This window comes from Cupriavidus sp. GW823-FHT06D04, from assembly GCF_058795055.1.
Window position 1 is genome coordinate 42,452 of the sequence record NZ_JBXAHL010000002.1, and the last position, 17,284, is coordinate 59,735.

A 17,284-nucleotide genomic window follows, 5' to 3' on the forward strand; every position below is an offset into this window, starting at 1 on the left:
TGTCGGAAAACAGAAACATGCTGAATAGAGCCACGACACGCCTTTCGTCCGCTTTTGCTCCCGCCGCCATCGCCGCCGCCGTCGTGCTGGCCGCCGCGCCTGCCGCCGTCCTGGCGCAGGGCGTGCCGATGCCGCAGGTCGCAGCCAAGTCGTGGATGCTGTATGACGTGACCAGCGGCCAGGCCCTGGCGTCGCAGAATGCCGACGCGCGCATCGAGCCGGCCTCGCTGACCAAGCTGATGACCGCCTACCTGGCGTTCGAGGCACTCAAGGAAAAGCGCCTGACGCTGGACCAGTCGGTGGTGCCGACCAGCCTGGTGCTCAAGGTCAAAAGCGACGAGTCGCGCATGTTCATCGAGCCCAACAAGCCGGTCACCGTGCAGGACCTGCTGCTGGGCCTGATCGTGCAGTCGGGCAACGACGCCGCGCTGGCGCTGGCCGAAGCCGTGGGCGGCTCGGAAGAGGGCTTCGTCGCGATGATGAACCGCGAGGCCCAGCGCATGGGCATGAAGAACACCCACTTCACCAACACCGACGGCATTCCCGACCCGAACCACTACACCACCGCGGTGGACCTGGCGACGCTGACCACGCGCCTGATCAAGGACTTCCCCGAGTACTACGCCATGTACTCGCAGAAGGAGTTCACCTATAACAAGATCAGGCAGCCCAACCGCAACCGCCTGCTGTATATCGACCCGACCGTGGACGGGGTCAAGACCGGCCACACCAAGTCCGCCGGCTACTGCCTGATCTCGTCGGCCAAGCGGCCGCTGGCCAACGTGCCGGACGGCTCGCGCCGCCTGATCTCAATCGTGATCGGCACCACCACCGAACAGGTGCGCACCCAGGAAAGCCTGAAGATCCTCAACTACGGCTTCCAGTTCTTCGACACGCTGCGCCTGTACGACAAGGGTCAGGTGCTGGCCACGCCGGACATCTACAAGGGCAAGAGCGGCACGGTCAAGATCGGCGTGCAGAACGAGACCTTCGTCACCGTGCCCAAGGGCACCGGCGGGCGCCTCAAGCCGGTGCTGGAGCGCCAGGAACTGCTGATCGCGCCGATCTCGGCGGGCCAGCAGGTGGGCATGGTCAAGCTGATGGACGGCACCAACAAGGTGGCGGAGTTCCCGGTGGTGGCGCTGGAAGAAGTGCCTGAGGCCGGCTTCTTCGGCCGCCTGTGGGACACCATCCGCCTGTGGTTCAAGCGCAAGTGACCTGAATGCGCGCAAGCTGGCGCGCCATGCGGCGCGCCGGTTTCGTGCCGGAGAATCCGACATGACAACCGACAACCAAGGCAGCGGCAACAAGACTGGCGATATCCCGCCGGAGCAGTCGCTGATCGAGTATCCCAGCCACTTCCCCATCAAGGTGATGGGCGCGATGCAGGACGGCTTTGCCGAGGCCATCGTCGAGCTGGTGCAGGGATTCGATCCCGACTTCCACGCAGGCAAGATGGAAATGCGCCCCTCGAGCGGCGGCAACTACCTGGGCCTGACCGTGACGGTGTGGGTCACCAGCCGCGAGCAGCTCGATGATCTGTATCGGGCGCTGACTTCGCATCCGATGGTGAAGGTGGTGCTGTAAAGGCCCTCCCTCCCGCTCTGTTTTCTCCCCTCTCCCGCGCGCGGGAGAGGGGCAGGGGGTGAGGGCAGGCGCTGGCATACCGACACGCATCACTTCGTCGACGCTCCCGCCCTCACCCCCACCCCTCTCCCGCAAGCGGGAGAGGGGAGCCGCCTTGATGCGTTCGCGCCAGTTTCAATTGCTGGTGGCCTGCAGTTTCCCCATACCAACATGAACACCATCACCCTGAAACCCGGCAAGGAAAAATCCCTGCTGCGCCGCCACCCGTGGATCTACGCCACCGGCATTGCCACGACCGAAGGGCGCTGCGAGCCGGGCGCAACCGTGATCGTGCGCGCCGCCGACGGCCGCTTCCTGGCCAAGGCCGCCTACAGCCCCGAGTCGCAGATCCGCGCGCGCGCGTGGACCTTCGATGAAAACGAGCCGGTCGACCACGCCCTGTTCAAGCGCCGCGTGGCCGCGGCCATTGCCTACCGGCGCCAATGGGTGAAGGACAGCGACGCGGTGCGGCTGATCTTCGGCGAATCCGACCGGCTGCCCGGCCTGATCGTCGACTACTACGGCAATGGTGAAAAGGGCCAGCTGGTGTGCCAGTTCAATTCGGCCGGCGTGGAACACTGGAAGACCGCGATCGTGCAGGCACTGGTCAAGGAGACCGGCTGCCCCAACGTCTATGAGCGTTCCGATGCCGCCGTGCGCCAGCGCGAAGGCCTGGAGCTGGTGACCGGCGTGTTGGCCGGCGCCGAGCCGGATCCGGCGCTGTCGGTCACCGAGCACGGCGTGCGCTACTACGTCGACGTGCGCAACGGCCACAAGACCGGCTTCTATGTCGACCAGCGCGACAACCGCAAGCTTGTGGGCGACCTGGCCGTCGGGCGCGAGGTGCTGAACTGCTTCTGCTATACCGGCGGCTTCTCGCTGGCGGCGCTGCGCGGCGGCGCCACCTCGGTGACCTCGATCGATTCATCGGGCGAGGCGCTGAAGATCGCCGCGGGCAATGTCACGCTCAACGGCTTCGAACCCGAGCGCGCCACCTGGCTCGATGCCGACGTGTTCAAGACCCTGCGTGAATTCCGCGCCGAGGGTCGCCAGTTCGACCTGATCGTGCTGGACCCGCCCAAGTTCGCCCCGTCGGCGCAGCATATCGACCGCGCCGCGCGCGCCTACAAGGAAATCAACCTGGTCGGCATGCAGCTGCTGCGCCCGGGCGGGCTGCTGTTCACCTACTCGTGCTCGGGCGCGATCAGCATGGAGCTGTTCCAGAAGATCGTGGCGGGCGCGGTCACCGATGCGCGCGCCGATGCGCGCATCCTGCGGCGGCTATCGGCGGGCACGGATCACCCGATGCTGGCCGCGTTCCCGGAAGGGGAGTACCTGAAGGGATTGCTGCTGGAAAAGGTGGCGTAGGCCAGCCAGGCCACGCATTCACGGACGGGCAGGCGCGAGTCACGAACAAACTCTCTGAAATGCATGCCTTCGTGGCCGTGGTCGATGCCGGCAGCATTACCGAGGCGGCACGGCGGCTGGACACGACCAAGTCGGTGATCAGCCAGCGTGTGCAGATGCTGGAGCAACGGCTCGGCGCCGTGATGCTGCAACGCGGGCGCGGTGCCGCGGCGACCGAAGCGGGGCAAGTCTTCCACGAATACTGCGTGCGCATCCTGGCCGAGGTGGGCGAGGCCGAGGACGCCGTACTGGCCGCCAATACGAGCCTGCGCGGCCTTCGAGGTCGGCATGGTGCCGGCCAAGCTGCGCTACTACGCCGGGCTCGCGCTCACCGAATACGGCCGCGCCGCCGAGCCGCGGCCGGGGCGGCTGTCGCTGGTGCTGCGCGAGTCGATGGGCGTGGCCGGCATCATCGCGCCGTGGAATTCGCCGGTGGTGCTGATGGTGCGCTCGCTGGCGCCGGCACTGGCGGCGGGCTGCACGGCGGTGATCAAGATGCCGGGGCAGACGGCGCTGACAAATGCGCTGGTGGCGCGCATCATGGCGCGCGCGCTCGAGGCGGGCACCGTGTGGATCAACAACTGGGCGTCGGTCTACGACGAATTCGAGGAGGGCGGCTACAAGCAGTCGGGGCAGGGCGGGCTCAACGGCGTGGCCGCGATCGATGACTTCGTCGTATACAAGCACATCGCGCTGGCGCCGGGGTAGCGCACAGGCTCAGCGCCACATATTCCGCATCCGGCTGGCCAGGTCCACCGGTGCCAGCGCCGGCCTTGTCGGCGCCGCGCCCGGCATCGGCGGCGGCGGCCAGGCACGGCTGTGGAAGTTGGGCATCACGCGATTCGGCAGGAAGCGCGTGCGCGACGCATACACATGCCGGTCGCCGAAGCCTACCTGCTGATGCACATAGAAGCGCTGCGGCACCACGATGTCCAGGTGGTCCTTGGCCCGCGTCATCGCCACATAGAGCAGCCGCCGTTCTTCCTCGATCTCTTCGGTGGTGCCGGTCGCCAGGTCGCTCGGCATGCAGCCGTCGACCGCATTGAGCACGTATACCGCCTTCCACTCCTGGCCCTTGGCCGAGTGGATGGTCGACAGGATCAGGTAGTCCTCGTCGCGCGAGGGCACGCCGGATTCGTCGCTGGAGGCGCTGGGCGGGTCCAGCGTCAGCTCGGTCAGGAAGCGCTCGCGCGCGCCGTAGGTGGCGGCGATGCGCTCCAGCTGCTGCAGGTCGGCCTGGCGCGCGGCGGCATCGTCGTGCAGGCGCTCCAGGTGCGGCGCGTACCAAGCCAGCACTTGCTCGAACTCCGACGGCCACGGCGAGGTGGGCGCCATCAGCGCGCGCGCCAGCGCCAGCAGGTCGGCCCAGGCGGGCGCGGCGGCCGGCGGCGGCTCGAATTCCTCCAGCGAGAACAAGGGCTCGGTGGCCAGCGCCATCGCATCCAGCACGCGCGCCGCGGTTTTGGGGCCGATGCCGGGCAGCAGCTGCAGCGTGCGGAAGCCCGCCATGCGGTCGCGCGGGTTTTCCAGCCAGCGCACCACCGCCAGCACGTCCTTGACGTGGGTCGACTCCAGGAATTTCAGTCCGCCGAACTTCACGAACGGGATATTGCGCCGGGCCAGCTCGATCTCCACCTGCGCACTGTGGTCGGCGGCGCGGAACAGCACCGCCTGCGCCATCAGCGTCAGGCCGGCCTCGCGCCGCGCCAGCACCTGCTCGACCACGTAGCGGGCCTGGTCGGCCTCATCGTTGACCACGATCACGCCGGGCTTTTCGGCCGAGGCGCGCTCGGACCACAGGTCCTTGGTATAGCGCTCGGCCGCCAGCCCGATCACGGCGTTGGCGGCCTGCAGGATCGGCTGCGTCGAGCGGTAGTTCTGCGACAGCGTGACCTGCTGCGCGGCCGGCGTGAACTGCGCCGGGAAGTCCAGGATATTGCGCACGGTAGCGCCGCGGAAGGCGTAGATCGACTGCGCGTCGTCGCCCACCACGGTCAGGCCGCGGCCGTCCGGTCGCATGGCCAGCAGGATCGACGCCTGCAGCGCATTGGTGTCCTGGTATTCGTCGACCAGCACATGGTCGAAGCGCGTGCCCATGTCCTGCGCGATGGTGGGCTCGGCCATGGCCTGCGCCCAGTACAGCAGCAGGTCGTCATAGTCCAGCACATGCTGCTTCTGCTTGGCCTCGACATAGCCGGCGAACAGGGTGCGCAGCGCATCGGCCCACATCGCGTAGCGCGGGAACTGCTGCCTGAGCACGTCTTCCAGCAGCGCCTGGGTGTTGACCACGCGCGAGTAGATCGACAGGCAGGTTTCCTTCTTCGGGAAGCGGCTGGCGGTCTCTGACAGCCCCAGGTCGTGGCGCACCACGTGCATCAGGTCGGCGGCATCGCCGCGGTCGCTGATGGTGAAGGCGGGCGACAGGCCCAGGGTCTCGGCGTATTCGCGCAGCAGGCGCGCGCCGATGGCGTGGAAGGTGCCGGACCATTGCAGCGCCGCGCGCCCCGCGCCGGTCTGGGTGCCGAGTGCCTGGTCGACGATGCGCTCGACGCGCCGTCCCATCTCGGCCGCGGCGCGGCGCGAGAACGTCAGCAGCAGGATGCGGCGCGGATCGGCACCGGCCAGCACCAGGTGCGCGACCCGGTGCGCCAGCGTATTGGTCTTGCCCGAGCCGGCGCCGGCGATGATCAGCAGCGGCGCGTCGCTGCCGTGTTCCACCGCGGCGCGCTGCTCCGGGTTGAGCCGGGACAGGTAGGCGGGGACGTCATCGGCGTCAGGGGCCGCGAGGTCGGCGGCGGGGGCTAGGTCCAAAGTCACAGGCGGGGCTCGGGGAAGGCTCAGAAAAGGCTGGCGCCAACTGTATATCCATACAGGGATGTCGCGCAACCTGCTGCCCTGGCGATCGTGCCTAAAAACAAAAAAAGGTGCTCAATGAGCACCTTTTCGCTGCGGTTGCCGCCGGGAGCGTTACGCGGACTTTGCCAGCGCGCCATCCAGCAGCTTGTGCAGTGCATCCCACTCGGGCTCGCCCACATAGCGCTTCAGGATGCGACCGTCCTTGTCTACCACGAAGGTGGTCGGCGTCAGCTGCACATTGCCGAAGGCCTTGGCCGCGGCGCCGTCGGAATCCATGGCCACCTTGAACGGCAGGCCGCGCGTCTTGGCGTAGTTCATCACATACATGGGCGGGTCGTAGTTCATCGCCACGGCGACGAATTCCAGCCCCTTGCCCTTGAACTGCTCATAGGTGCGGACCATGTCCGGCATTTCCTTGACGCAGGTGGCGCAGCTGGTGGCCCAGAAGTTGATCATGTAGACCTTGCCCTTGAGGTCGGCGGTGCTGACCTTCTCGCCCGACAGCAGCGTGAAGGTGGCCGCCGGGGCCGTATTGGCCGGCGACAGCGCGCGGTAGCCGAACCAGCCCAGCAGCGCGAGCACGACCACGGCCACGACGATGGGCCAGGGCTTGCGGGAGGTTTTGATGGCAGGGGCAGCAGTGGTCATGGAATCCGGGTCAGGCAGGTTCGGGTCAGCATTGGGACATTCTAATGCCGCGGGCGTTCGCGCGCTGCGCGGGGCCGGGCTGCGGCAATCTGCCGCAAGCGCGCCAATCCGTTCAGCGCCGGGTGGCGATGGCGGCGCGTGCCTGGTCCAGCGCCTGTTCCAGGTAGGCGCCGTAGAAATCCGGCTGCATGCCGCGCAGCGGGCCGGCGGCGGCGCGGCCCTGGCGGTCCAGGAACAGCACCGTGGGCGCCACCCGCACCTGGTGCGCCCGCGCCCACGCGCGCGCGGTAGTCAGGCTGCCGTCGGCATCGCGCAGCGGGGTGTCGGAGGTCATGTCGAGTTCGCGCACGGCAATCTCGCCGGCGGCGGCCTGCGGGCCGAGGTAGTTGCGGCGCACGGCATCGCAATAGCTGCAGCCCGGCATCGACACCAGCACCACCAGCGGCTCGCCGCGGCGCGCGGCCTCGGTGCCGTGGGCGGCCAGGTCGGTGGCCGGCGGCAGATGAGCGGGGCTGGCGGCGGCGGGCATGCTGGTTGCGGCTGCCAGCAACGCGCTCGCGGCCACCCAGCGCAGGCTGGTGGTGGCAAAGACGTGGCGGGCGATGCGGGCGGCAGGCATGGCAGGAACGTGGGGGCAGGGGGTAGTGGGAGCGGCGCGGCAAGCACTGGCGCGCCGCTTTCGGGATAATACCGGTTTCCGCCCGCAGGCGATGGCGCCCGCCAGCGCCGCCCGCAGCCTGTGCGCGCCGTCCCCCCATGGATTCCCGATGCGTCTTGTGCCGCCTCCGCCGAGCTTTCCTGCCGCTGTCCGCCGGCCGCTGCTGTGCTGTGCCGCCGTGCTGGCATTCGCCCTGTGCGCCTGTTCGCCGCGCTATGACTGGCGCACCATCCAGTCTGGCGAGGGCGCCTATGCCGCGCTCTATCCGGGCAAGCCCACCAGCGCCGCGCGCGACGTGACCATTGCCGGGCGCAAGCTGCCGATGACGATGGAAGCCGCGCGCGTCGACGACACGCTCTTCGCCGTGGGCGTGGTGACGCTGCCCGCCGATGACGAAGCCCTGCGGCGCGAGGCGCTGGCGGCGATGCAGGCCGGCCTGCTGGCCAACCTTGGCACGCCGTCGGGCGAGCCGCGCGCGCGGCCGGTCACCATGATGAGTGCCGACCGTCCGGGCCGCCCGCTTGCCGGCGTGGAAGTGCAGGCCAGCGGGGTGTCGCCGCAGGACCAGTCGCCGCGCCGGCTGACGGCGCGCCTGGTGGCCGTGGGTACGCGCGCGTACCAGGCGGTGGTGCTGGAATCGGGCGATGCCGCGCGCGACGCGCGCCAGGCCGAGCAGGTGGAGCAGTTCCTGGGCGGCTTCCACCCGTTCTGACGCGCCGCGCCGCAGGAAAAATTGTTTGTGCCGTGGCTGCGGGATCGTGGCCCCGGCATCGTTGTCGTCAAAGGAGAGTAGGGATGCGTTGGGAAGTGTGGTTGGCTTATTTCGCTGCGTGCTGGGTGATCGCCGTGTCGCCGGGGTCGGGCGCGGTGCTGTCGATGAGCCATGGGCTCTCATATGGGCTGCGCAGGACCACCACCACCATCTTCGGTCTGCAGGCCGGGCTGGTGATCGTGCTGCTGGTGGCGGGCGGCGGGCTGGGCGCGCTGCTGCTGGCCTCGGAGCAGGCTTTCATGGTGGTCAAGACGATTGGCGCGCTGTACCTGATCTACCTCGGCGTGCAGCAATGGCGCGCGAAGATGGAGAGCGGGGCGGACCAGGGTGGCAGCGCCGCCCCCGTGCGCGTGGCGGTGATGAGCCGGCGCCGGCGCTTTGCCACCGGCCTGCTGACCAATGTGACCAACCCCAAGGGCATCATCTTCATGGTCGCGGTGCTGCCGCAGTTCATCGATCCGAACCGGCCGCTGGCGCTGCAGCTGGCGATCCTGGCCGCCACCATGTGCTGCGTGGACCTGGTGGTGATGCATGGCTATGCGCTGCTGGCTTCGCGCATGCAGGGGCTGTTCCGCAATGCGCGCGCGGTGCGCTGGCAGAACCGCTTCTTTGGCAGCGTGCTGATGGCGGTGGGCGCGGCGCTGTTCTTCGTGCGCCGGCAACACGCCTGAGCAGGACTTGCATCATTACTGGCGCGCACCGGCCGGGTTTGCTTCAATGAGGAGGAAACCCGGCCACGGAGACCCCGCATGCCCGCCTTGCCGAACCCCCGCGCCGTTGCGCGCCTGCAGCCGCGCCATACCGTGCCCCCGGTCGAAGAGCCCGGGCCGCCGGGCATCCCCCCGGACTTGCCGTTGCCGCCAGAGGAAGACCCGACCCCGCCCCCGGTCGAGCCGCCGGTGGCCGGGCATGCGGGGTGCTACGGCGTCAGTTCGTAGAAGTCGTTCAGGTAGTACGCGTCGGTCAGTTCGACCGGCTGGTCGTCATGGGTGTAGCCGGTGCGCCGGATGTGCAGCAGCGGCTCGCCCGGCTCGATGCCCAGTCGTGCGGCCAGCTCCTCGGTTGCCACGATCGCGCGCAGCTTCTCGGTGACGCGCAGCACCGGCTTGCCGATCCGCTCCAGGTAGGCGTACAGCGATTCGCCGATGGCGCTGGCGTCGGGCAGCACGGCCAGCGCCAGCGTGGTCACATCCATCCAGAAAATCTGCCCGTCGGCCTTGCGCAGGCGGGTCAGCCTGACGATCTCATCGGCGTCCGGCAGTGCCAGCGCCGCGGCCTCCTGCGTCGTGGCGCGGCGGCGTTCGAACGCCACCAGCTTGCTGGCCGGCGTCATGCCGCGCCGGCGCGCCAGCTCGCTGAAGTTGTCCAGCCGCGCCGCCTTCGGCTCAGGGCGCGGCGCGATAAAGGTGCCCGCGCCGCAGCTGCGCGTGATCGCGCCTTCCTCCGCCAGCACCTGCAGGGCGCGGCGGGCCGTGACGCGTGAAATCCCCAGGGGATCGGCGATGACACCGCCCACATCGCCTTCGGCCATGCGGCTGACGGACACGCGGCCGCCTTCGAGCGCGCCCTGCAAGCCACGCCCACCTGCCCCCCGCCGCCGCAGCCGTGCGCGGCTGCGGTCGACCTTCCCCATCGGCCACAACAACGACGGCCGCGACGACAGCCGCGCCGGTGGATACCGCCTGCCTATCCAGGAGTCATTGATCGTGAAACGCATTGCCCTGACGGCGCTGCTCGCAGCGTCGGCCGGGGGCGCCTGCGCCCAGTCCGCCGGCACCGGCATCACCTTGTACGGCCGCGCCGTGGCCGGCCTCGACTAGGTCAACGGCATCGCCCGCCCGGGCGGCGACGTGGACACCTTCCGCTTCGGCAGCAACCAGTACGGCGTCAGCTTCTGGGGCATGCGCGGTGCCGAGGACCTTGGCGGCGGACTGCGCGGGGTCTTCAACTTGGAGGGCATGATCACCTCCGGCACCGGGCGCTACGATCCGCTATTCAACCGGCGCGCGCAAGTGGGCCTGGCCAGCAACGACTGGGGCACGCTGCTGCTGGGCCGGGCCATGAGCCTGACCGATGACGAGAGCGGCGCGATCGACCCGATGGGCCTGCAGGCCAGTTCGGTCGCCACCCTGGTCTATGGCCGCAACTGGGGCTCGCGCCTCAATGCCGCGACCTACAACTCGCCGGTGTGGGGCGGGCTGAGTGCGCGCGCGCAGGCCGGCAGCGACGGCATGGCGGGCAGCTTCAACAGCGGCAAGCAGCTGAGCGCGGCCATCAAGTACGCGCAGGGCAACCTGAACCTGACCGGCATCTACGAGGAACTGCGCGACGCGCAGGGCCGCATGGACAACCTGTACGCCAGTTCGCGCCAGTACACGCTAGGCGGCAGCTATGCGCTGAACAACCTGCGCCTGTTTGCCGGCTACAACCTGACCGTGTCCTCGGGCGATACCGTGGCCACGCCAGAGAACTCCTACGCCGCCACGCGCAGCCAGATGGCATGGGTCGGCGCCAACTACCGCTTGCTGCCGGCGCTGACGCGGCTGTCCGGCGTCTACTACGCCACCCTGAACAAAAGCGGCGGGCATGGCACGCTTGTCACACTGGGCGCAAAGTATGACTTGCGCACCTCGCCGTATGGCACGGTGGCGTCGGTGTTCAACTCGCGCATGCCACCGTCTCGGTGGAGGCGTCGCCGGACACCATGCCGCGCGCCGGGGCGAACCAGCAGGGCAATGCCGGCATCATCCACCGGTTCTGACGGTGGCTGGCCGGTGATTGAAATGTATTGGAGAGCATTGCCATGAAAGGAAACATCCTGACACCGGCCGGCTGGATCTTCGGAGAGATCCATGCCGGCCCGGACGGACGCATCGCGCGCATTGAGGGCGTGCCCGCCTCGCCTGAGCACAACGATGCCCCGTACGTGCTGCCGGGGTTTGTCGACCTGCTCAACCACGGCGGCGGCGGCAAGGACTTCATGGATGGCGAGGCCGCGGTGCCAGTGATCCTGCGCGCGCATGTGCGCTTTGGCACCTCCAGCCTGCTGGGCAGCACCATGACCTCGCCGCACGACGTGCTGCTGCCCGCACTGCAGGCGCTGGGCCGGGCCTGCGCGCAGCGCCCGCCCGGCGCGGCGCGCATGCTGGGCGTGCACCTGGAAGGGCCATATATCAACCCCGGCAAGCTGGGCGCGCAGCCGGATACCTCGGCCACTGCCACGCCCGAAGAACTGGAGCAGTACCTGGGCGCCGCGCCGCTGAAGGTGGTGACGCTGGCGCCCGAGCTGCCGGGGCATCTGGACATCATCCGCCTGCTGGCCGCACGCGGCGTGCGCGTGCAGCTGGGCCACACGCTGGGCACCTATGAGGACGCCGTGGCCGCGCTGGACGCCGGCGCCAGCGGCTTCACCCACCTGTTCAACGCAATGACCCCACTGCAGCACCGCGCGCCCGGCGTGGTCGCGGCAGCGCTGGCGCATGCCGAGTTTGCCGAGTTGATCCCCGACCTGCTGCACGTCCACCCCGGCGCCATCCGCGCCGCGCTGCGCGCGATTCCGCGGCTGTATGCGGTGACTGACGCCACCGCCGCCGCGGGCATGCCGGACGGCGTGTACCACCTGGGCAGCCAGACCGTCTACAAGGCCCACGGCAGCGTGCGCCTGGCTGACGGCACGCTGGCTGGCAGCGTGCTGACCATGGACCAGGCGCTGCGCAACTTTGTGTCGATCGGGCTGGACCTGGCCGATGCGTCGCGGCGCGTGTCGCTCTATCCGGCCCAGTACCTGGGCATGTCCGACCGCGGCATGCTGGCACAGGGCTGCTGGGCCGACGTGGTCGTGCTGGACCGCGCGCTCTCAGTGCGCACCGTTTATGTCGAAGGAGAATGCTGTGTCGAGAATGCTTGAAGAGGCGCTGAGCGCGCCGGCCGTGGTGGCCGCGCAGTTGGCGCAGGCGCCGCGCGTGGCCGCGCTGGCTGCGCAACTCGCCGCGCAGGCCTGGCCCGCGGCGCTGACCGTGGCGCGCGGCAGTTCGGACCATGCCGCCAGCTACTTCGCCACGCTGGTCACGCGCCGGCTGGGCGTGCCGGTGGCCTCGCTGCCGATGTCGACGGTGACGCTGCACGACAGCGCGCTGCGCGTGGCTGGGCAGCTGGCGGTGGCGTTCTCGCAGTCGGGCCGCAGCCCGGACCTGGTCGAGACCATGCAGGCGCTGCGCGACGGCGGCGCCGCCACCGTGGCGCTGGTCAACGCCCCGGATTCGCCGCTGGCGCAGGCGTGCGCGTATGAATTGCCCTTGCTTGCCGGGCCTGAGCAGAGCGTGGCCGCGACCAAGAGCTATATCGCCATGCTGTCGATGTCGGCGCTGCTGGTGGGGCATCTCGAGGCCGCGCGCAGCGGCGAGCGCGAGCTGGTCGATGCCTGCGCAGGCTTGCCGGCCGCGCTGGAGCAAGCGGCAGCGCAGGACTGGTCGGCGCTGGTGCCCGCGCTGCGCGATGTGGAGCGCATGATCGTGCTGGGCCGCGGCGCGGGCCTGGCGATCGCGCAGGAAGCGGCGCTCAAGCTCAAGGAGACCTCCGGCATTCAAGCCGAGGCCTTCTCCGGCGCCGAAGTGCGGCACGGCCCGATGGAAATCATCGGCGACGGCTACCCGCTGCTGGTGTTCGCGCCGCGCGGACCGGAACAGGCCGGGCTGCTGGCGCTGGCCGCCGAGATGCGCAAGCGTGGTGCGCGCGTGCTGCTGGCGGCGCCTCCTGGCACGGTTGATGCGGAGCCGCCCCCGGAGTTGCCACTGGTGCCGGCCGGCCATCCGCTGCTCGATCCGATCTGCGCCATCCAGAGCTTCTATGTCGCCGCGCAGGCGCTGGCGCTGGCACGCGGCCGCAATCCCGACCAGCCGCAGTACCTGCGCAAGGTGACCGAGACGCGCTGAGCCGGCCCATACTGCCCAATACCGCCCCACGCCGCCCCGGCAAGTAAGGAGTCCGTCATGCAAACCACCCGAACCGCCTCTTCCTCCGGTACAGCCGACGCGCGGCCGCTGGACCTCGTCATCTTCGGCGGCGCCGGCGACCTGTCGGCGCGCAAGCTGCTGCCATCGCTCTACATGTGTCACCGTGACGGCAACCTGCCCGACGGCACCCGCATCATCGGCGTGGGCCGGCACCGCTGGGACCGCGAGGCCTTTGTCAATTTTGCCGATGAAAGCGCGCAACCCTTTGTCGAAGCGCGCTATCTCGAGCCGGCCAAATGGCAGACCTTCCTGCAGCGGCTGGATTTCGTGCACGTTGACGCCTCGCAGTCCGGGGACTATCCGGCGCTGGCCGCGCAGCTGCGCCAGGACGCGCTGCGCATCTACTACATGGCGATGCCGCCCGGCTTGTTCGCGGCCACCTGCGACAACCTTGCCAGCCATGGCCTGATCGCCAACGACACGCGGCTGGTGCTGGAAAAACCGCTGGGCGTGGACCTGGCCTCGGCCATCGGCATCGGCGAGGTGGTCAGCCGCTACTTCAGCGAGGACCGCACCTACCGGATCGACCACTACCTGGGCAAGGAAACGGTGCAGAACCTGATGGCGCTGCGCTTCGGCAATTCGATCTTCGAGCCGCTGTGGCGCACGCCGTTCGTGCGCAGCGTGCAGATCACCGTGGCCGAGACCGTGGGCGTGGGCACGCGCGGCGGCTTCTACGACGAGGCCGGCGCCATGCGCGACATGGTGCAGAACCACCTGCTGCAGCTGGTCAGCATCCTGGCGATGGAGCCGCCGGCATCGCTCACCTCCGATGCGGTGCGCGATGAAAAGCTCAAGGTACTGCGCTCGCTGCGGCCGATGTCGCCCGAGGACGTGCGCCGCAACACCGTGCGCGGCCAGTACACCGCGGGCGCCATCGCCGGCGAGCTGGTGCGCGGCTACCTGCAGGAAGAAGGCATTCCGCCCGACAGCCGCACCGAGACCTTCGTCGCGATGCGCGCCGAACTGGGCACGTGGCGCTGGAACAAGGTGCCGTTCTACCTGCGCACCGGCAAGCGCATGCAGGAGCGCGTGACCGAGGTGGTGATCAACTTTGCCGAGGTGCCGCATTCGATCTTCGATTCCGGCAGCACGCTCCAACCCAACCGCATGGTGATCCGGCTGCAGCCGGAAGAGTCGGTGCGGCTGACGCTGATGGTCAAGCAGCCGGGCGAGGGCATGAAGCTGAAACCGCTGAGCCTGGCGCTGAACCTGGACTCGGCCTTCACCACCCGGCGCGCCGAAGCCTACGAGCGCCTGCTGCTCGACGTGATCCGCGGCCGGCTGGCGCTGTTCGTGCGGCGCGACGAACTGCAGGCCGCCTGGACCTGGGTCGACCCGATCCTGGAAGCGTGGCGCCAGCAGGACGAAGGCCCGCGCCCCTATACCGCCGGCACCTGGGGCCCGGCGGCATCGTCGGCGTTCATGGCGCGCGAAGGCGTGCAGTGGTCGGAGGAGGCGTGATGCGGCTGACCGAACGCCCTGCATGGCGGGCTCTCGCCGCGCTGGCGGTGCAGCCGCTGCCGCATCTGCGTGAACTGGTGCTCGAGCCGGGCCGCGGCGACTATGCGCGCTTGTCGGCTGCCGGCATCGAACTGGACTTCACGCGGCAACGCATCAACGGCACTGTCCATGAAGCGCTGCTGGCCCTGGCGCAAGACGCGGGCATCGAGGCGCAGCGCGACGCCATGCTCGCCGGCAACGCCACCGAAGGCCGCGCCGTGCTGCACGTCGCGCTGCGCGGCGGCGCCGACGCGCATCCACCCTAGGGCCGCCAGCTGGCGGCGGAAATCGATGCGGAACTGACGCACGCCTGCGACTTCGCCGATGCCGTGCGCGATGGCCGCGTGCGCGGCTTCGGCGGCGCGCCGGTCCGGCATGTGGTCAGCCTCGGCATCGGCGGTTCCGATTTGGGACCGCGCATGGCCTGCGAGGCGCTGGCCGCACACGCCAGCGACGCCGTGCAGCTGCATTTCGTCTCCAACCCGGACCCGGCGCAGCTATGCGCCGTATTGCGCCAGGCCGATGCCGCCACCACGTTGTTCCTGGTCTCGTCCAAGACCTTCACCACGCACGACACGCTGATCAATGCCGCCTCGGCGCGGCAATGGCTGCTGGACCACGGCTGTCCAGCGCAACAAGTGCCGGCGCAGTTCGCCGCAATCACTGCCAACGCCGCGCGTGCCGTGGCCGAGGGCTACCTGCCGCAGCAGGTATTCCGTTTCTGGGGCTGGGTCGGCGGGCGCTATTCGCTGTGGTCGGCCATCGGCCTGCCGGTGATGATCGCCGCCGGCCCGCGCCAGTTCGGCGCGCTGCTGGACGGCGCGCACGCCATGGACACGCACTTCCGCAGCGCCCCGCTGGCGCAAAACCTGCCGGTGGCGATGGCACTGTGCGGCATTTGGAACCGCAATTTCCTGGGCGCGCCGACGCAGCTGGTCGCGCCCTACGCGGCACCGCTTGCCAGGCTGCCCGCCTACCTGCAGCAGCAGGACATGGAGTCGTGCGGCAAGCGCGTGGACGCGGCGGGCAGGGTAGTGGAACACGATACCGGCCCCATCGTCTGGGGCGGCCTTGGGGCCGGACGGGCAGCACGCCTACTTCCAGCTGCTGCACCAGGGCACGCACCTGGTGCCCGCTGACCTGATCGGCACGCGCCGCTGCGAGGTGTCGCTGCCGCGGGCGCAGAAGCATCACCAGCTGGTGCTGGCCAATCTGCTGGCGCAGGCCAGCGCGCTGTCTTGCGGACGCAACCACGATGAGACGCTGGCCGCGCTGTCGGCATCCGGCCTGCCGCCGCAGGAGGCCGCACGGCTGGCACCCCATCGCACCTTCACCGGCAACGTGCCGGTCAGCCTGCTCTGGCTGGACATGCTCGACGCCGCGTCCCTGGGCGCGCTGATCGCGCTGTACGAGCACAAGGTCTTCGTGCAGGCCGCGATCTGGGGCATCCACGCCTATGACTAGTGGGGCGTGGAACTGGGCAAGGCGATCGCGTCGGCCATGCAGGCGTACCTGGCGCGGCGCGAGGTGCCCAGGGAGATGGATCCGGCGGGGGCGGCGACGCTGACTTCGCTTGTCGGTTAGGCCGAGGCATTCAACCGCCCGCCATCCGCAACGCCCGCCGGTACTGGATCGCCTCGCCCACGTGCGCGGCGGTCAGCACCTCGGCACCTTCCAGGTCGGCGATGGTGCGGGCTACCTTCAGCACGCGGTAGTACGACCGCGCCGACCACGCCAGCCGCGTCATCGCGCCGCGCAGCAATGCCTGCGCCTGCGGTTCCATCGCGCAGTGCAGTTCAATCTCCCGTCCGCCCAGTTCATTGTTTGGCTTACCCTGCCGGGCCAGCTGGCGCTCGCGCGCGGCCAGCACGCGGGTGCGCACCAAGGCGCTGGGTTCGCCGGGCGGGCCGTCGAGCATCTCGCCCTGGTCCTGCGCGGGGACTTCCACCTGCAGATCGATGCGGTCGAGCATCGGGCCGGAGATGCGGGACTGGTAGCGCCGCACCTGGTCGGGCGTGCAGCGGCAGGGGCGGTCGGGATGGCCGAGGTAGCCGCACGGGCAGGGGTTCATCGCGGCGACGAACTGGAAGCAGGCGGGGAAGTCGGCGTGGCCGGCGGCGCGGGTGACGGTAATGCGGCCGGATTCCAGCGGCTCGCGCAGGACTTCCAGCACCCTGCGGTCGAATTCGGGCAGCTCGTCCAGGAACAGCACGCCGTGGTGCGCCAGCGAGATCTCGCCCGGGCGCGGGTTGCCGCCGCCGCCGACCATGGCCGGCCCGGATGCCGTGTGGTGCGGCGACCGGCACGGGCGCTGGCCCCATAGCGCGGTGCGGAAGCCGCCCGGCGTCAGGCTCATGACCGCGGCGGATTCCAGTGCTTCCTGCAACGTCATCGGCGGCAGCAGCCCGGGCAGGCGCTGCGCCAGCATCGACTTGCCGGTGCCCGGCGGGCCCACCAGCAGGGCGGAGTGCTGGCCGGCGCCCGCCACTTCAATGGCCCGGCGTGCCTGCGCCTGGCCGCGCACGTCGCGCATGTCGGGACCGCGGGATGGCCAGGTCGAAGTGGCCGGATTCCTTGGGCAGGTCGGCCGGGGCCAGGTTGACGGTGATGCGGTGGTTGGGAAACTCGTAGCCGCTGTTGAGGATGGCGGCGCGCACGCGCTCGCGGCTTTCGCTCACGCCGGTGTCGGCCAGGCCGACGATGGTGAAGGCCGGCAGGCCGTTGGCTAGGTGGGTCTCGACCCGCACCGGCGGCGCGGCGATGCCGGTCAGTGCCCGGCTGCGTAGGACGGCAAGGCTCATG

Annotated in this window: 16 protein-coding genes and 3 pseudogenes; 14 read left to right on the forward strand and 5 right to left on the reverse strand. The window is 69.5% G+C overall.

The window, feature by feature from the left end; translation table 11 throughout:
• Window positions 1–17: 17 nt before the first annotated feature.
• The 5 genes and pseudogenes from AC1Q7H_RS03840 to AC1Q7H_RS03860 all read left to right on the forward strand — a co-directional run bounded on the left by AC1Q7H_RS03840 (window position 18) and on the right by AC1Q7H_RS03860 (window position 3,741).
• A complete protein-coding gene (locus AC1Q7H_RS03840) occupies window positions 18–1,217 on the forward strand; it encodes a D-alanyl-D-alanine carboxypeptidase family protein (protein WP_013955398.1) in 1,200 nt (399 codons plus the stop codon).
• A gap of 61 nt (window positions 1,218–1,278) precedes the next feature.
• Complete coding sequence (locus AC1Q7H_RS03845; RefSeq protein ID WP_211980647.1) at window positions 1,279–1,587, forward strand: YbeD family protein; 309 nt, start codon at window positions 1,279–1,281, stop codon at window positions 1,585–1,587.
• A 210-nt stretch (window positions 1,588–1,797) separates the two neighbouring features.
• The gene (locus AC1Q7H_RS03850; RefSeq protein WP_013955400.1) at window positions 1,798–2,994 is read left to right on the forward strand and encodes a class I SAM-dependent rRNA methyltransferase; all 1,197 of its coding nucleotides are present in this window, start codon (window positions 1,798–1,800) and stop codon (window positions 2,992–2,994) included.
• 59 nt (window positions 2,995–3,053) lie between these two features.
• A pseudogene (locus tag AC1Q7H_RS03855) lies at window positions 3,054–3,161 on the forward strand (helix-turn-helix domain-containing protein); the annotation flags it as partial.
• A gap of 160 nt (window positions 3,162–3,321) precedes the next feature.
• A complete protein-coding gene (locus tag AC1Q7H_RS03860) occupies window positions 3,322–3,741 on the forward strand; it encodes an aldehyde dehydrogenase family protein (protein WP_492380975.1) in 420 nt (139 codons plus the stop codon).
• Window positions 3,742–3,750: 9 nt separating this feature from the next.
• On the opposite strand, the gene AC1Q7H_RS03865 is transcribed toward AC1Q7H_RS03860, so the two are convergent.
• From AC1Q7H_RS03865 to AC1Q7H_RS03875, 3 genes are all read right to left on the reverse strand, one after another.
• Entirely contained in the window at window positions 3,751–5,850 is a 2,100-nt protein-coding gene (locus AC1Q7H_RS03865; RefSeq protein WP_492380976.1) for an ATP-dependent helicase, read from the reverse strand.
• A gap of 150 nt (window positions 5,851–6,000) precedes the next feature.
• A complete protein-coding gene (locus tag AC1Q7H_RS03870) occupies window positions 6,001–6,537 on the reverse strand; it encodes a TlpA disulfide reductase family protein (protein ID WP_013955403.1) in 537 nt (178 codons plus the stop codon).
• Window positions 6,538–6,649: 112 nt separating this feature from the next.
• Entirely contained in the window at window positions 6,650–7,156 is a 507-nt protein-coding gene (locus AC1Q7H_RS03875) for a SoxW family protein (protein WP_211980650.1), read from the reverse strand.
• 148 nt (window positions 7,157–7,304) lie between these two features.
• On the opposite strand from AC1Q7H_RS03875, the gene AC1Q7H_RS03880 reads away from it, so the two are divergent.
• The 3 genes from AC1Q7H_RS03880 to AC1Q7H_RS03890 all read left to right on the forward strand — a co-directional run bounded on the left by AC1Q7H_RS03880 (window position 7,305) and on the right by AC1Q7H_RS03890 (window position 8,905).
• Window positions 7,305–7,907 carry a hypothetical protein gene (locus AC1Q7H_RS03880; RefSeq protein ID WP_211982099.1) on the forward strand — a complete coding sequence of 201 codons (603 nt, stop codon included), beginning with the start codon at window positions 7,305–7,307 and terminating at the stop codon, window positions 7,905–7,907.
• 83 nt (window positions 7,908–7,990) lie between these two features.
• On the forward strand, window positions 7,991–8,638 hold the full coding sequence (locus AC1Q7H_RS03885) for a LysE family transporter (RefSeq protein WP_211980651.1): 648 nt from the start codon (window positions 7,991–7,993) through the stop codon (window positions 8,636–8,638).
• Between the two features lie 78 nt (window positions 8,639–8,716).
• Window positions 8,717–8,905: a hypothetical protein gene (locus AC1Q7H_RS03890; protein ID WP_492380977.1), complete on the forward strand. Its 189-nt coding sequence runs from the start codon at window positions 8,717–8,719 to the stop codon at window positions 8,903–8,905.
• Here AC1Q7H_RS03890 and AC1Q7H_RS03895 read toward each other — a convergent pair.
• Window positions 8,887–9,513, reverse strand: coding sequence for a GntR family transcriptional regulator (locus AC1Q7H_RS03895; protein ID WP_492380978.1), 627 nt, complete (start codon window positions 9,511–9,513; stop codon window positions 8,887–8,889). The two genes, AC1Q7H_RS03890 and AC1Q7H_RS03895, sit on opposite strands and share 19 nt — an antisense overlap.
• A 304-nt stretch (window positions 9,514–9,817) precedes the next feature.
• On the opposite strand from AC1Q7H_RS03895, the gene AC1Q7H_RS03900 reads away from it, so the two are divergent.
• From AC1Q7H_RS03900 to AC1Q7H_RS03925, 6 genes and pseudogenes are all read left to right on the forward strand, one after another.
• On the forward strand, window positions 9,818–10,774 hold the full coding sequence (locus tag AC1Q7H_RS03900; RefSeq protein ID WP_492380979.1) for a porin: 957 nt from the start codon (window positions 9,818–9,820) through the stop codon (window positions 10,772–10,774).
• A complete protein-coding gene (nagA, locus tag AC1Q7H_RS03905) occupies window positions 10,771–11,874 on the forward strand; it encodes an N-acetylglucosamine-6-phosphate deacetylase (protein WP_211980652.1) in 1,104 nt (367 codons plus the stop codon). Before AC1Q7H_RS03900 ends, nagA begins: the two co-directional genes overlap by 4 nt.
• Window positions 11,867–12,898, forward strand: coding sequence for an SIS domain-containing protein (locus AC1Q7H_RS03910; RefSeq protein WP_492378425.1), 1,032 nt, complete (start codon window positions 11,867–11,869; stop codon window positions 12,896–12,898). Before nagA ends, AC1Q7H_RS03910 begins: the two co-directional genes overlap by 8 nt.
• A gap of 57 nt (window positions 12,899–12,955) precedes the next feature.
• The gene (zwf, locus tag AC1Q7H_RS03915; protein WP_492380980.1) at window positions 12,956–14,443 is read left to right on the forward strand and encodes a glucose-6-phosphate dehydrogenase; all 1,488 of its coding nucleotides are present in this window, start codon (window positions 12,956–12,958) and stop codon (window positions 14,441–14,443) included.
• Window positions 14,443–15,621, forward strand: a pseudogene (locus AC1Q7H_RS03920) (phosphoglucose isomerase-related protein). Before zwf ends, AC1Q7H_RS03920 begins: the two are co-directional and overlap by 1 nt.
• The gene (locus tag AC1Q7H_RS03925) at window positions 15,611–15,946 is read left to right on the forward strand and encodes a phosphoglucose isomerase-related protein (RefSeq protein WP_492380981.1); all 336 of its coding nucleotides are present in this window, start codon (window positions 15,611–15,613) and stop codon (window positions 15,944–15,946) included. Before AC1Q7H_RS03920 ends, AC1Q7H_RS03925 begins: the two are co-directional and overlap by 11 nt.
• 130 nt (window positions 15,947–16,076) lie before the next feature.
• Here the strand turns inward: AC1Q7H_RS03925 and AC1Q7H_RS03930 are convergent.
• Window positions 16,077–17,283: pseudogene (locus AC1Q7H_RS03930) on the reverse strand (YifB family Mg chelatase-like AAA ATPase).
• Window position 17,284: the final 1 nt, after the last annotated feature.